This window comes from Micromonospora sp. M71_S20 (genome assembly GCF_003664255.1).
Lineage (GTDB): Bacteria > Actinomycetota > Actinomycetes > Mycobacteriales > Micromonosporaceae > Micromonospora.
In genome coordinates this window covers 1,771,834-1,786,055 of sequence record NZ_RCCV01000001.1, presented here as the reverse complement: position 1 = coordinate 1,786,055, position 14,222 = coordinate 1,771,834, and the positions used below count along the sequence as shown (strand labels likewise).

The following is a 14,222-nucleotide window of genomic DNA, read 5'->3' as shown; positions in this document are numbered from 1 at the left end:
AGAGATGCCCATCCCGCCGCATGCACCGCCCGCCCGCCTGCGTTTCCGGTTGATGGGGCCGGTGGAGTTCCACGACGGCGTCCAGTGGCGGGGGATCGGCTCGGCGAAACAGCGCGCGCTGCTGGCGATGCTGCTGCTCAAGGCCGACCAGGTGGTGTCGCTCGAACAACTGGTGGCCGAACTCTGGGACGACCAGCCGCCGGCCTCGGCCAGCGGCCTCGTCGCCGGATACGCGTGGCGGCTGCGCCGCGCCCTGGACGACCGTGACGGCCGCGTCCTGACCACCCGCAGTCCCGGCTACCGCCTGGTGGTCGCCGCCGAGACGATCGACATCGGCGAGTGCGAGCGGCTGATCAGGCAGGCCCACGCCGATCTCGCGTCCGGCCTGCCGGACGCCGCCGTCGAGGGATTCGACGCGGCGCTGGCGCTGTGGCGCGGCGCCCCGCTGGCCGACGTCCGACCGACCCCGCTGGTGATGGCCGAGGTGGCCCGCCTGGAGGAGACCCGGATCGCGACGGTCGAGGCCCGCATCGGCGCCGAGCTGGAGCTGGGCCGGCACAGCATGCTGCTGCCGGAGCTCAAGGTGCTCGTCAGCCAGCATCCCCTGCGGGAGCGCCTGCACGCCCACCTGATGACCGCCCTGTACCGCGACGGCCAGCAGGCGGTCGCGCTGGGCGCGTACCGCGACCTGCGGCGGTTGTTGGTCGACGAGCTGGGCATCGAGCCCAGCGAGTCCCTGCGCGACCTGGAACAGCGGATCCTGCGCAACGATCCGGCGTTGCGGCTGCACCACCCCGGGGCCCGCCCACCCGTCCGGGTGGTCACGCCGAGCCCGCCGGCCTCCCGGTTCCCCGCCGACCCGGTGCCCCTGCACGGGCGGGGCTCCGAGCTGGGCCGGCTGGTCAGGGGCGTGCGGTCGGGGCGGCCGGGCGTGGTCCAGGGCCTGGCCGGCGCCGGCAAGACCGCCCTGGCGGTACGCGCCGCGCACCAGCTGGCCGCTGAGCATCCGGGCGGGTCGGTGTTCGTACCCATGGGCGGGGGGACACCCGACGGGCCGGCGGAGGCCGCCCGGGCGGTGCGGATTCTGGCCGAGGCGCTCGGGCTGTCGTCGCCGACGGGCGACCACCCCGCGTCGGGCTGGTCGGCCCTGTTGACCGGCCGTCGGGTCCTGGTCGTCCTCGACGACGTGGCGACCGCCGCGCAGGTACGCGTCCTCGGGCCGGTACCGGTCGGCAGCGCCCTGATCGTCACCTCGCGGTCCGGGATGACCACCCTCGACGGCGCCACCCGGGTCTCCGTCGGCTCCCTGGACACGGACGACGCGCTCGACATGCTCCGGTACCACCTCGGCGCCGAGCGGGTGGACGCCGAGCCCGAGGCGGCGCGCGCGCTCGTGGCGTGCTGTGACGCGCTGCCCCTGGCCCTGCGGATCGCGGCCGCCCGGCTGGCGACGCGGCAGAACTGGTCTCTCGCCGCCTTCGCCGCCCGGCTGGCCGATCCCGCCGCCCGGCTCGACGCCCTGGTCTGCGAGTCGATGACGATCCGGGACTGCCTCGCCGGCGCGGTGCGGGTACTGACCCGGTACGGCGACGGCGACGGTGTGGCGCTGCGGGCCCTGCGGCTGTTGAGCCGGCTGGACCGGGGCCTGGTCAGCGTGGCGAACCTCGCCGCGCTGTCGGGCCAGCCGATGGCCGCCGCCGAGGCCGCCGCCGAACGCCTGGTCGACGCGGGGCTCGCCGAGGCGCTGCCGGACGGCCGCTACCGGATCCCCGAGCTCGTCCGGGCCCACGTGCGTGAACTGGGCCGCAGCCCGGAGTGCGACCAGGTCGTCGGCCTGCACGCGCAGCTTCCCACCACGACTGCCCGACCGCGCCGGTGAGCCGACCCGAGCGGGCCCGCGGTGCGGCGGCCCGGCTGTCCACGGCCCGACTGTCTGCGGCCCGGCTGTCTGCGGCCCGGACGCCGCGGCCCGGCTGCCGGGCGGCGGGCCGGTCGTCGGACGGGCCGGTCAGGCGACGGCGATCGCCTCGATCTCGATGATCCACTCCGGGTCGAAGATCCCGGTGACGATCACCGTCAGGGCCGGGCGGTGCGCGCCGAGCACCTCGTTGCGGACCTTGGTGTTGACGTCGGCGTGCCGGCGGTCGGCCAGGAACGTGGTGACCTTGACGAGATTGCCGACGTCCATGCCGGCGTCGGCGAGGACGGCCCGGATGTTGTCCCAGACCAGTCGGCACTGCGCCTCGGGCGCAGCCGGCACGTGGCCGTCCCGGGTCTGGGGGATCTGCCCGCTGATGAACAGCATCCGTCCGGCGGTCTGGACCTCCAGCGCGTTGTGGTAACCGCCCGTGGCCTCCGGCACCGACTCGGGGTTGATCGGCCGCATCTGCATGGTCTCGATCACGTGTAGTCCTTCCGATTGTCCGGGGAATCCGGATTACGGACTGTGACCTTAGTCTAAAGGTCGTCCCGGGGGACCGAATCCCGGACGGACCGGAACCGCGTCCCGTCCGGGCTCCTTCTGGTACCCGGAGCGGGGTCTCGCCCAACCTCCCCGCGCGCGGGATGTTCCCCGCCGGGCCGGGCGGGAGGGCTACGGGGTGGCCCTCCGCACCCGGTGCTGGGGGAGGGCTACGGGGTGGCCCTCCGCACCCGGTGCTGGGGCACGTCGGAGGCGTGCCTCATCGCGGCGGCGCGGCCCGGCGTGTAGCCGTACTCCCGGGCGAAGGCGGCGATGAAGGCTGACGGGCTGGCGTAGCCGATGCGGTGGGCGACCTCGCCGACGGGTCGCGTCTCCAGCAACGCCAGCGAGGCACGCAGGCGCAACCGGGTCCGCCACTGCGAGTACGACATGCCGAACTCGCGGGTGAAGTCGCGTTGCAGGGTCTTGACGCTGACGTGCAGGCGTTCGGCCCACTCGGCGAGGCCGGTGGTGTCACCGGGGTCGTGTGCCAGCGCCAGGGCGACCGTGGCCGCGACGCCGGGGCGGCCCGCCTGCCGGTCGTCGACGGGCTGGGACGGGGCGCCGATGGTGGTGCCGACCGTCTAGCGCCCCGCGAGGGTTGACCTGAAGCGGGATTGAGGTTGTCGGATGGGGGCATGCGCGCCATTCGGCTTCACGAGTTCGGTCCCCCCGGAAACCTGGTGCTCGACGACCTGCCCGACCTGACACCCCACCCCGGCCAGGTCCGGATCGCCGTGTCGGCCAGCGGCGTGCACCTGCTCGACACGACCCTGCGCCGGGGCGAGGCCGGCGGCCCGCTCCCGCTGCCCGACCTGCCCACCGTCCCCGGCCGGGAGGTCGCCGGCGTCGTCGACGGGCTGGGCGAGGGCGTGGACGAGGCGTGGCGCGGCAAGCGGGTCGTCGCGCACCTGGGCATGGTGCCGGGCGGGTACGCCGAGCAGGCGGTCACCGCCGTCGGGTCGCTGTACGCCGTACCGCCGGGGCTGACCGACGCCGAGGCGGTGGCCGCGGTCGGCACGGGCCGGACGGCCCTCGGGATCTTCGAGCTGGAACCGCCGACGGCGGACGACGTCGTCTTCGTGCCGTCGGCGGCCGGCGGGGTCGGCTGGCTGCTGACGCAGGCCGCGCGGACGACCGGCGCCACCGTGGTGGCGGCGGCGCGCGGGGCCGACCGGACGGCGAAGCTGCGCGAGCTGGGCGCGGACCTCGTGGTGGACTACGGCCGCCCGGACTGGGCCGACGTGGTGCGGGACCGGGTCGGCGGCCTGAGCCTGGTGTACGACGGGGTGGGCGGCGCGGTCGGCCGGGCCGCCCTGGAGCTGACGAGGCCGGGCGGCCGGTTCATGATGTTCGGCTGGTCGGCGGGCGAGGCGACCCGGATCGGCACCGACGACGTCGTCGGCCGGGGCCTGACCGTGGGCTGGCTGGGGCAGCGGATCCGCGCCCTGCCCGGCGGCATCCCGGCGCTGGCCGCCCGGTCGCTGGAGCTGGCCGGGCAGGGCTGGTGGCGACCGCTGGTCTCGACCTACCCGCTGGCCGACGCCGCCACCGCGCACGCCGACCTGGAGGGGCGCCGGGCGCTCGGCAAGGTGGTGCTGACCGTCGCGGGCTGACCCGGCGCCTCAGCCGGCGGGCCGGCGGGCCACCAGGTACGCCTGCGGCGTGCGCTCCGGCTGGCTACCGAAGGTCTCGGGCTCGCGTACCAGCCGGACGCGCACGTCCAGCCCCGCGTCGGCCAGCAGGTCGGCGACCCGGTCCGGTCGGCGGCGCCGGAACTCCAGCGAGACCGGGTGGCCGAACGCCTCGGTCAGGTGCAGCGGCTCGTCGCCGACCTGGAACGCCAGGACCAGGTGACCGCCGGGCGTCAACGCCCGGTGGAAGTCGGCGAAGGTGGCCGGGAGCAGGTCGTCCGGGACGTGGATGGTCGAGTACCAGGCCACGACGCCGCCGAGGGAGGCGTCGGGCAGCTCCAGGCCGGGCATCGCGCCCACCTTGAAGCGCAGGTCGGGGTGGGCCCGGCGGGCGACCTCGACCATCCGCGGGGAGAGGTCGATGCCGAACGCGTCCAGCCCGAGCCCGTACAGGTACCCGGTGAGCCGGCCGGGGCCGCAGCCGACATCGGCGACGGGCCCGTTCCCGCCGGCGCGTACGAGGTCGGCGAAGGCGGTGAGTACCGCCCGCTCCCACGGGTTGGCGACCGGTTTGTCCTGGAACCGCTCGGCGTAGTCGACGGCCAGGGTGTCGTAGGACGAGCGGGTGTCGTGCAGGTGCTCCGGTTCGGTCACGCCCAGGCACGCTACCGGTCCCGGGCCGGGCGGCGGACACCTCCTCGAACGCCCGCGGTGGGCCGGCGCGGCGTGCGTGCCGCACCGGCCCGGGGCCTCGGCTGAGGGTGCTCGCCGCCGCCTGCGCGCTCTCGTGCGGGCGGCACCGCAGGACGTAGCGAGATTCGTGTAACGAGATTCGTGCACAAGACGCTGCGCCGGCAGTCCGCGCGGATTCCCATCGGCGGGAATAGGCTCCGTCGTATCGGCGGCCAGCACGGCGATGGCCATCGCGTACCGGAGGTCGGACGCGGATCGAGGGGGCGCGTCCGACGCCGGTGTCGCCACCTCCCGTCGCGGCCCGGTCCGTCAGCTCGCCGGGAGCTGCTCGGCCTTCGTGACCACCCGGTCGATCAGGCCGTACTCGCGGGCCTCCTCGGCGGTGAACCACCGGTCGCGGTCCCAGTCCCGCTGGATCTCCTCCAGGCTGCGCCCGCTGTGCCGCGCGATCAACTCCTGCATGGTCCGCTTCACGTGCAGCATGTTCTCCGCCTGGATGGTGATGTCGGCGGCGGTGCCGCCCATCCCGCCGGACGGCTGGTGCATCATGATCCGCGAGTGGGGCAGCGCGTAACGCTTGCCGGCCGTGCCCGCGCAGAGCAGGAACTGCCCCATCGAGCCGGCGAAGCCGAGCGCCACCGTGGCCACGTCGTTGCGGACGAACCGCATCGTGTCGTAGACGGCCATGCCGGCGCTCACCGAGCCACCCGGCGAGTTGATGTAGAGCACGATGTCCCGCTCCGGGTCCTCGGCGGCGAGCAGCAGCATCTGGGCGCAGATCTGGTTCGCCGAGGCGTCGGTGACCTCCGTGCCGAGGAAGATGATCCGCTCCTTCAGCAGCCGGTCGAACACCTGGTCGCCGAAGGACGGCTGCCCGCCGTCCAACATCCGCACGTCGAGACCGATCATCGCGTCCGCCCTTCCGGCACTGCCGGCGGGCGACCGGAGGGCGCCCGGGGAACCGGCACCTCCAGCCTGCGTGGAGCGCCAGCCGCGGGGCCAATGATTCTGCCGGCGGCAGATCAGCCGACGGCAGAACCGGCCAATCTAGACGACGGTCAATGCGCGCGCGCCCGCCCGTGCCCGTCCGCACCCCAGCGCGACGCGGGTACGCGGGCCGGAGCGACCGTGCACGGCGGAGGTGGGCCGCCCGACCCGGAGGGTCGTGCCGCCCGGGCGCGGAGCCAGGTGGAGCAGGGGGCCGCCGGCCCGGGGCGCGACCCGCGCGGCCGGGGCGGCGTCGGGCCGGCCGACCTCCGCCCGCTCCAGCCGGGCCAGGCCGGCCCGGGGCGCGGCCGGGATGCGCGGCTCGACCCGACGCAGGTCGTCGCGCGCCTCCTCGAGCAGGTCGGACAGGTGGATGCCGAGCGCCCGGCAGATCGCCGCGAGCACCTCCGAGGAGGCCTCCTTGCGACCGCGTTCGACCTCGGAGAGGTAGGGCACGGACACTCCGGCGGCCTCGGCCACCTCGCGCAGCGTGCGGCCCTGCCGCAGCCGGAGCCGGCGCAGCACCCCGCCGATCACTCGTCGCAGCAACGACATGCGGGCCTCACTCTCGGGCTCGTCGTCCGGGGGACACCCCTCATCATGCCCCCTGTCGGCCGCGCGGGTCGTCCCGTCGCGCCGCGCGTCGTGGGGTGAGCGTCGTGACCCGGGTCGACGGCCCCGCCGTGCGAGATCCGCCCAGGCCGCTATGTTGTGCTCGTGCAGGCGACGACAGGGCCGGGGAAGGCCCTCACGTGATCCACTTTCCCGCCCAGCGACGGGGCCCACTGAGCGCGCTGAGTCTCCGGCTGGCCGCCGCCATCGGCCTGGTCTTCGCCACCGTCGCCGTGGTCTACCTCGACCGGGACGGCTACCGCGACGTCAACGAGGACGCGCTGACCCTCCTCGACTGCTTCTACTACGCGGTGGTCACCCTCTCGACCACCGGCTACGGGGACATCACCCCGGTCAGCCAGACCGCCCGGCTGATCAACGTCGTCTACATCACGCCGGCCCGGGTGATCTTCCTGATCATCCTGGTCGGCACCACCCTGGAAGTGCTGACCGAGCAGTACCGCACCGGGCGCCGCCTGTCGCGGTGGAGGAGAGCCGTGAAGGACCACGTCATCATCTGCGGCTACGGCACGAAGGGCCGCAGCGCGGTCTCCGCCCTGCTGGAGAACGGTCTCGACAAGTCCCGGATCGTGGTGGTGGAGCGCAGCGGTCCGGCGCTGCGGCAGGCCACCTCGGCCGGCCTGGTGGCGATCGAGGGCTCGGCGACCCGCTCGTCGGTGCTCAACGAGGCGCACGTGCGCAACGCCAAGGCGGTGATCATCGCGACCGACAGCGACGACGCCTCGGTCCTGGTGGCGTTGACCGTACGGCAGCTCACCGCCGGGCAGGTGCGGATCATCGCCGCCGCCCGGGAGGCGGAGAACGCACCGCTGCTCAAGCAGAGCGGCGCCCACCACGTGATCGTCTCCTCGGCCACCGCCGGCCGGCTGCTGGGCCTGTCCACCTCGGCCCCGCCGCTGATCGACGTGGTGGAGGACCTGCTCACCCCCGGCCAGGGCATGGCGCTGGCGATGCGCTCCGCCGAGCGCTCCGAGGTGGGCCGCTCCCCCCGGGAGCTGGAATCGCTGGTCATCGCCCTGGTCCGGCGGGGCAAGGTGGTCACCCTGGCCGACAAGGCCGGCGCGGTCATCGAGACCGGCGACATGCTCGTGCACGTACGCGACGACCGCCCGCAGGCGACCACGGCCCCCTGACCGGCGGCCCGCCCTGACTCGGGCGGGGGGCCGGTGCCGGTGCCGTGCCGGTGTGCCGGTGCCGGTGCGATGCCTCGCCGGCGCAGGTGTCGGCTGCGGGTCTCCCGTGCGTCGGGCCCGGCGCACGCCTGGTGCGGCACACCGGGACGCCGAGCACCATGAGCAGCGCGCCCGCCGGGCTGCATGGTTACGCTCAGTGTTCGATCCGTAGGTCCCCGCCCCATGTCCTCCGGACGCTTTGCTCTGCATCCTCATGCGCACCAGTAACCGCGGGTGCCTGTTGCGTATAAGGATGCAGAGCAAAGGGCGCGCGGGACTCAGTCGCTCCCGAGGGTGCGTCACGCTGAAGACGCTGGTTCACGAGCTTTCGGCGTCAAGGGTGGCGAGCACCCCGCCCTTACGCGCCGACGAGACCGTCACTCATCGTAGTAGCTGGCGGAGGGGCGGGTTCTGTTACTTACGGTAGCCAATCCGGGGGTGTCGGCGGAGGCGGGTCAGGTGTCGGCGGTTTGCGCAGGTGGGTGCGCGTGTTCCATAGGGGGAGGGCCCGCAACCCGGGATCGGGTTGCGGGCCCTCCTGTCGTTCCGGCAACGCGGCGGTGCGCCTGCCCGGCTCCCGCTGAGGGGCGGCCGGCCGCGTCGGTCAGAGGATGGTCCAGGTGTCCCCGCTGGCGAGCAGGCCGGCGAGCTGCTGCTCCGGGGTCTCGGTGACCTTCGCCTTCGCCTCGGCGAGCTGCTCCTGCACCACGCTGTCGTACGACGGCCGGTCCACCGAGCGGAACACGCCGATCGGGGTGTTCCGCAGGTCCAGGCCGGGCAGCCGGGACAGCGCGAAGGCGTACGCCGGGTCGGTGACCGTCGCGTCGTGCACGACGATCTCGCCCGGGCTGACCGACGCGGTCTCCCGGACCTCCAGGCCGAACCCGCCGGGCGGGTGCACGACGCAGAACTGCCCGTCCTTGCCGAACGTGATCGGCTGCCCGTGCTCCAGCCGGATCAGGAAGTCGTCGCGGGTGGCCGGCTCCTTGAGCTGGTCGAACGCGCCGTCGTTGAAGATGTTGCAGTTCTGGTAGATCTCCACGAACGCCGAGCCCTGGTGCTCCGCCGCCGCCCGCAGCACCGACTGGAGGTGCTTGCGGTCCGAGTCGATGGTGCGGCCCACGAAGGTGGCCTCGGCCCCGAGGGCGAGCGACAGCGGGTTGAACGGCGCGTCGGCCGAGCCGGCCGGGGTCGACTTCGTGACCTTCCCGACCTCGGAGGTCGGCGAGTACTGCCCCTTCGTCAGGCCGTAGATCCGGTTGTTGAACAGCAGGATCTTGAGGTTGACGTTGCGGCGCAGCGCGTGGATCAGGTGGTTGCCGCCGATGGAGAGCGCGTCACCGTCACCGGTGACCACCCAGACCGACAGGTCGGGCCGGCTGGCCGACAGGCCGGTGGCGATCGCCGGGGCGCGGCCGTGGATCGAGTGCATCCCGTAGGTGTTCATGTAGTACGGGAAGCGGGACGAGCAGCCGATGCCCGAGACGAAGACGATCCGCTCGCGCGGGATGTTCAGCTCCGGCATGAACTGCTGGATCGCGGCGAGGATCGCGTAGTCGCCGCAGCCGGGGCACCAGCGCACCTCCTGGTCGGACTTGAAGTCCTTGGCGGTGAGCTTGAGGGCGACGGGCTCAGACATTCTTCAGGACCTCTTCCAGCATCGTCTCCAGCTCGGCGGCGGTGAACGGCAGGCCGCGGACCTGGTTGTAGCCGATCGCGTCGACCAGGTACTTCGCCCGGATCACGTGGGCGAGCTGGCCGAGGTTCATCTCGGGGACGACCACGCGGTCGTAGGAGCGCAGCACCGTGCCGAGGTTGGCCGGCATCGGGGCGAGGTGCCGCAGGTGCGCCTGCGCGATGGCGTGGCCCCGCTGGCGCAGGCCCCGGCACGCCGCGCCGATCGGCCCGTACGTGGAGCCCCAGCCGAGCACCAGCACCCGGGCGTCGCCGTCCGGGTCCTCGACCTCGACGTCCGGCACCGGGATGGTCTCGATCCGGGCCGCCCGGGTGCGCACCATGAAGTCGTGGTTCGCCGGGTCGTACGAGATGTCGCCGGTCTTGTCGGCCTTCTCCAGGCCGCCGATGCGGTGCTCCAGCCCGGCGGTGCCCGGGACGGCCCACGGCCGGGCCAGGGTCTGCGGGTCGCGCAGGTAGGGCAGGAACGTGGTGCCGTCGTCGCCGTTGGGCTTCGTCGCGAACTCGACCCGCAGGTCGGGCAGCGACTCGACGTCGGGCAGCAGCCACGGCTCGGAACCGTTGGCGACGTAGTTGTCGGACAGCAGGATGACCGGCGTGCGGTAGGTCAGCGCGATCCGGGCCGCCTCGATGGCCGCGTGGAAGCAGTCCGCCGGCGACTTCGGCGCGATCACCGCGACCGGGGCCTCGCCGTGGCGGCCGTAGAGCGCCATGTTGAGGTCGGCCTGCTCGGTCTTGGTGGGCATGCCCGTGGAGGGACCGGCCCGCTGCACGTCGACGATGACCAGCGGCAGCTCCAGCGCCACCGCGAGGGAGATCGTCTCGCTCTTGAGCGCCACGCCCGGGCCGCTGGTGGTGGTGACGCCGAGTGAGCCGCCGTACGACGCGCCCAACGCCGCGCCGACCGCGGCGATCTCGTCCTCGGCCTGCATGGTGAGCACGCCGAAGCGCTTGTGCTTGCTCAGCTCGTGCAGGATGTCCGACGCCGGGGTGATCGGGTAGGCGCCCAGGAAGACCGGCAGCCCGGAGCGGACGCCGGCGGCCACCAGGCCGAGCGACAGGGCCGCGTTGCCGGTGATGTTGCGGTAGGTGCCCGGCCGCATCTTCGCCGGCTTGACCTCGTAGCGGACCGCGAAGTCCTCGGTGGTCTCGCCGAAGTTCCAGCCGGCCCGGAACGCCGCGACGTTCGCCGCGACCAGCTCGGGGCGCGCGGCGAACTTGCGCTCCAGGAAGCGCAGGGTCGACTCATAGGGCCGGTTGTACATCCAGGAGAGCAGGCCGAGGGCGAACATGTTCTTGGCCCGCTCGGCATCCTTCTTGGACACCGCCTGCTCGGCGAGCGCGCCGACCGTCATCGAGGTCAGCGCCACCGGGTGCACCACGTAGCCGGCGAGGGAGTCGTCCTCCAGCGGGTTCGACTGGTAGCCGACCTTGGCCAGGTTGCGCTTGGTGAACTCGTCGGTGTTGACGATGATGTCCGCGCCCCGCGGCAGGTCGGCGAGGTTCGCCTTGAGCGCCGCCGGGTTCATCGCCACCAGCACGTTCGGCGAGTCGCCGGGGGTCAGGATGTCGTAGTCGGCGAAGTGCACCTGGAAGCTCGACACGCCCGGCAGGGTGCCGGCGGGAGCCCGGATCTCCGCCGGGAAGTTCGGCAACGTGGAGATGTCGTTGCCCAGCTGCGCCGTCTCCGAGGTGAACCGGTCGCCGGTGAGCTGCATGCCGTCGCCGGAGTCACCGGCGAACCGGATGACCACCCGGTCCAGTTGACGGATCTGCTTGGTCACGCCTGCACCTCGCTTCGCTGGGCGCGGTCGCGCGGGCGGCTGAACGTGATGGTGACCTCGCCTTGCCCGGCCACGTGACCTCCTTGACGCACCGCTGCACCAGACCCGCCGAGGCGGGCCCGGTCCGCTGTAGTTACCTCACCTGAGAGCCTACGTCGAATCGCCGCCCCAACATTCTCGGAGGCCGCCCTGTGGGATGGGATCCAGCGAGATTCCACCCCGGTTTGAGGTGTTTCCGTCCCGTCGCCGTAATCCAGATCACCGGTAGCGGGGGCGGGCGGGACGCCGGCCCGGTCGGGCCGGCGCCCCCGGGCGGGCCGGGTCACTCGGTCGGTGCCGTGGACGGTCCGGCCGCCGGGGCGGTCATCCGCCGCCGCAGGGAGGTGGTCGCCAGCGTGAGGGCGAACACCACCAGCAGCGTGGAGATCACGATCAGCAGGATCGCCGTCCGCCGGACCGAGCCGCCCCCGCCGTCGCCGCTGACGGCCGGGGCGTCGGCGGCGAGCACGCCCTGCGACCCGGTCGGCGCGGGCGGCGAGGCCACCGGGGTCGCCAGCGCGGCGGCGGCGGTGATCCGGAAGCTCATCTGCACCTGCCGGGCCCGGCCGCTGCGCGGGTCCAGCTGCCCGAGCACCGCGCCGGCCAGCGGGGCCTGCCGCTGGGCCTCGGGGGTCGCGGAGACCGGCAGCCGCAGCTGCGCGGTCCGGCCGGCGGCGAGGGTGCCCAGCTCGCAGCGCGTACGGGTGGGGTCGACCGTGGTGCAGCCGGCCGGGGGCGTCGGCACGATCACCCCGGCCGGCAGGACCACCTCGATCCGGCCCTCGGCGTCCACCCTCCCGGTGTTGCCCAGGCGCACGTCGAGCCCGCTCGACCCGCCACTGATGTCGAAGGAGACCGCGTCGGCGTCCAGCCTGATCCCCGGCACCGGCGGGCCGGGCGGGAAGAGCACCGCGAAGCCCTCGTCGTCGCCCACCGCACCGGGCACGCCGGGCGCGGTCGCGGTGACCCGGACGGAGCCGCTGAGCGGCATCCGCTTCCAGGCGTCGCCGTCGACGCGTACCCGGAGCAGGGTGCTGAACCGGGCGCCGGGCGCGCTCGCCCACTCGCCGCAACGGTGCGTCCCGCCGCCGACCGGGGCGCAGCCCCCGGTGCCGGCGTCGGTCAGCCCGGCCGGGAGCGTGTAGGCCAGCCCGATCCGGGCGGGCGTGGCGCCCGTGTTCGTGACGGTCACCCGCAGCGTGGTCACCGTGCTCGGCGCGTTCCAGTACGCGGCGGTCAGGGTGATGTCGTCGGTCGTGACGCTGACGCCGGCCAGGGGCGCCGGCGGGGTGGCGGCGGGCGCGGAGGGCCGGACCGGCGGCACCGACGGCGCCGGGGGCGGCGCGGCGGTGGTCGGCGCGGCGGTGGTCGGCGCCGGCTGCTCCGGGGCCGTGGTCGTCGGGGCCGGCTCGGTCGTCGCGGCCGGTGGCGTGGTCTCCGGCGGTGGCGCGGTGGTCGAGGGCGCCTCGGTGGGCACCGGAGCCGTGTCCGTCGGATCCGCCGTGGGCGGGTCCCCGCCCGGCTCGCCGGCCGGCTCGGTCGTGGGGGAGGCGGCCCGGGCGGCGGTCGGGGCGGCGGTCGCCCAGCCCGGCACCGCGGCGACGGTCAGTCCGACCGCGAGACCGATCGCCAGCAGGGGCACGGCGCGTCGGTCACGCGCCCGCCGGCCGGGCCGTACGTCCACGCGAGCCATCTGTCCTCCGGTGACGATGAGTGAGATCCCAATATTCGACAATTGTTGCCAGAGGGCACTAGTCCCGCGGGGAAACGAATCCGTAACGGGTTCGACCCGGGCGGCGACGAGGAGCGGTAGGCTCAGCGACCGTGACCGGTTACCTGGGCTCGTACGCGACGCTCGGGCTGCTGCTGCTCGCCAGCGTCCTCTTCTTCGTTACGGCGTTCTCGGCCAACCGGGTGTTACGTCCTGCCCGTCCGGCGGATCCCTTCGGCAAGCGCACCAGCTACGAGTGCGGCCTCGACCCGGTCGGCGCCGACTGGGCGCAGATGCAGATCCGTTACTACGTGTACGCGTACCTCTACGTGCTGTTCGCCGTGGAGTCGGTGTTCCTCTTCCCCTGGGCGGTCGTCTTCGACCGGCCGGGATTCGGCATGGTCACGGTCGTGGAGATGGCGGTCTTCGTCGCGGTGCTGGCGCTCGGCATCCTCTACGCCTGGCGGAAGAACATCCTGCGCTGGTCCTGACGGCCCCGGGCGGCCGACGGTCGCCCCGCCGTCCCGCCCGGCGACGGTCAGGCGAGGCCGCGCCGGGTCAGCGTCGGCGGGCGGTCGCCCCGGATCGAGGCGACCATGTCGAGCACCCGCCGGGTGGGGCGGACCTGGTGCGCGCGGAACACCCGGGCGCCCAGCCAGGCCGAGACCGCGGTGGCCGCGAGCGTCCCCTCCAGCCGCTCGGCCACCGGCAGGTCCAGCGTCTCGCCGATGAAATCCTTGTTCGACAGGGCCACCAGCAGCGGCCAGCCGGTGCCGGAGAGCTCGCCGAGCCGGCGGGTGATCTCCAACGAGTGGCGGGTGTTCTTGCCGAAGTCGTGCGCGGGGTCGATCAGGATCCCGTCGGCGCGTACGCCCAGCGCGACCGCGCGTTCGGCGAGCCCGGTCACCGTCGTGAGCACGTCGGCGACCACGTCGGCGAAGGCCGCGCGGTGCGGGCGGGTCCGGGGCGCCAGGCCGCCGGCGTGCGAGCAGACCAGGCCGGCACCCGTTCGCGCCGCCACCTGGGCCAGTGCCGGGTCGGCGCCGGACCAGGTGTCGTTGAGCAGGTCGGCCCCCGCCGCGACCGCCTCCACCGCCACCTCGGCCCGCCAGGTGTCGATCGAGATCACCACGTCGGGGAAGGCGGCCCGGACGGCGGCGATGGTCTCGACCGTGCGACGGATCTCCTCGGCCACGTCGACCTCGGCGCCCGGACCGGCCTTGACCCCGCCGATGTCGATGATCTCGGCGCCCTCCTCGACCGCCCGCTCCACGGCGCGCAACGCGCTGTCCTGGGCGAAGGTCGCGCCCCGGTCGAAGAACGAGTCCGGCGTGCGGTTGACGATCGCCATCACCACCAGCTCGTCCGGGCCGAACGTGCGCCCACCGAGCCGAAGCGCCCCCGCCATGCCGC

The 14,222-nt window shown here is 73.8% G+C and carries 13 protein-coding genes; 4 read left to right on the top strand and 9 right to left on the bottom strand.

Annotation, left to right across the window (positions count from 1 at the left end):
* Positions 1 to 4 precede the first annotated feature (4 nt).
* On the top strand, positions 5 to 1,879 hold the full coding sequence (locus DER29_RS07990; protein WP_121396768.1) for an AfsR/SARP family transcriptional regulator: 1,875 nt from the start codon (positions 5 to 7) through the stop codon (positions 1,877 to 1,879).
* A gap of 129 nt (positions 1,880 to 2,008) precedes the next feature.
* Here DER29_RS07990 and DER29_RS07985 read toward each other — a convergent pair whose 3' ends face one another.
* Positions 2,009 to 2,404, bottom strand: a complete 396-nt coding sequence (locus DER29_RS07985; protein WP_121396767.1) for a RidA family protein — start codon at positions 2,402 to 2,404, stop codon at positions 2,009 to 2,011.
* Positions 2,405 to 2,631: 227 nt separating this feature from the next.
* Positions 2,632 to 2,904, bottom strand: a complete 273-nt coding sequence (locus DER29_RS35110; protein WP_255421053.1) for a helix-turn-helix domain-containing protein — start codon at positions 2,902 to 2,904, stop codon at positions 2,632 to 2,634.
* 195 nt (positions 2,905 to 3,099) lie between these two features.
* On the opposite strand from DER29_RS35110, the gene DER29_RS07975 reads away from it, so the two are divergent.
* Positions 3,100 to 4,077: a zinc-binding dehydrogenase gene (locus DER29_RS07975; RefSeq protein WP_121396765.1), complete on the top strand. Its 978-nt coding sequence runs from the start codon at positions 3,100 to 3,102 to the stop codon at positions 4,075 to 4,077.
* Between the two features lie 9 nt (positions 4,078 to 4,086).
* On the opposite strand, the gene DER29_RS36055 is transcribed toward DER29_RS07975, so the two are convergent.
* The 3 genes from DER29_RS36055 to DER29_RS36185 all read right to left on the bottom strand — a co-directional run bounded on the left by DER29_RS36055 (position 4,087) and on the right by DER29_RS36185 (position 6,330).
* Positions 4,087 to 4,749, bottom strand: coding sequence for a class I SAM-dependent methyltransferase (locus DER29_RS36055; protein ID WP_121396764.1), 663 nt, complete (start codon positions 4,747 to 4,749; stop codon positions 4,087 to 4,089).
* A 348-nt stretch (positions 4,750 to 5,097) separates the two neighbouring features.
* The gene (locus DER29_RS07965; RefSeq protein WP_089002178.1) at positions 5,098 to 5,697 is read right to left on the bottom strand and encodes a ClpP family protease; all 600 of its coding nucleotides are present in this window, start codon (positions 5,695 to 5,697) and stop codon (positions 5,098 to 5,100) included.
* 138 nt (positions 5,698 to 5,835) lie between these two features.
* Complete coding sequence (locus DER29_RS36185) at positions 5,836 to 6,330, bottom strand: helix-turn-helix domain-containing protein (RefSeq protein WP_121396763.1); 495 nt, start codon at positions 6,328 to 6,330, stop codon at positions 5,836 to 5,838.
* A gap of 197 nt (positions 6,331 to 6,527) precedes the next feature.
* Between DER29_RS36185 and DER29_RS07955 the strand changes: the two genes are divergently transcribed.
* Entirely contained in the window at positions 6,528 to 7,541 is a 1,014-nt protein-coding gene (locus tag DER29_RS07955; protein ID WP_121396762.1) for a TrkA family potassium uptake protein, read from the top strand.
* A gap of 643 nt (positions 7,542 to 8,184) precedes the next feature.
* On the opposite strand, the gene DER29_RS07950 is transcribed toward DER29_RS07955, so the two are convergent.
* From DER29_RS07950 to DER29_RS07940, 3 genes are all read right to left on the bottom strand, one after another.
* Complete coding sequence (locus DER29_RS07950) at positions 8,185 to 9,219, bottom strand: 2-oxoacid:ferredoxin oxidoreductase subunit beta (protein ID WP_089002176.1); 1,035 nt, start codon at positions 9,217 to 9,219, stop codon at positions 8,185 to 8,187.
* Entirely contained in the window at positions 9,212 to 11,059 is a 1,848-nt protein-coding gene (locus tag DER29_RS07945) for a 2-oxoacid:acceptor oxidoreductase subunit alpha (protein WP_121396761.1), read from the bottom strand. Before DER29_RS07945 ends, DER29_RS07950 begins: the two co-directional genes overlap by 8 nt.
* A gap of 322 nt (positions 11,060 to 11,381) precedes the next feature.
* The gene (locus tag DER29_RS07940; RefSeq protein ID WP_121396760.1) at positions 11,382 to 12,791 is read right to left on the bottom strand and encodes a hypothetical protein; all 1,410 of its coding nucleotides are present in this window, start codon (positions 12,789 to 12,791) and stop codon (positions 11,382 to 11,384) included.
* A 131-nt stretch (positions 12,792 to 12,922) separates the two neighbouring features.
* Between DER29_RS07940 and ndhC the strand changes: the two genes are divergently transcribed.
* Positions 12,923 to 13,300 (top strand): NADH-quinone oxidoreductase subunit A, encoded by a 378-nt coding sequence (ndhC, locus tag DER29_RS07935; RefSeq protein WP_121396759.1) that lies wholly within the window; start codon positions 12,923 to 12,925, stop codon positions 13,298 to 13,300.
* A 47-nt stretch (positions 13,301 to 13,347) separates the two neighbouring features.
* Here the strand turns inward: ndhC and folP are convergent, their stop codons facing one another.
* Entirely contained in the window at positions 13,348 to 14,217 is an 870-nt protein-coding gene (folP, locus tag DER29_RS07930; RefSeq protein ID WP_121396758.1) for a dihydropteroate synthase, read from the bottom strand.
* Positions 14,218 to 14,222 lie beyond the last annotated feature (5 nt).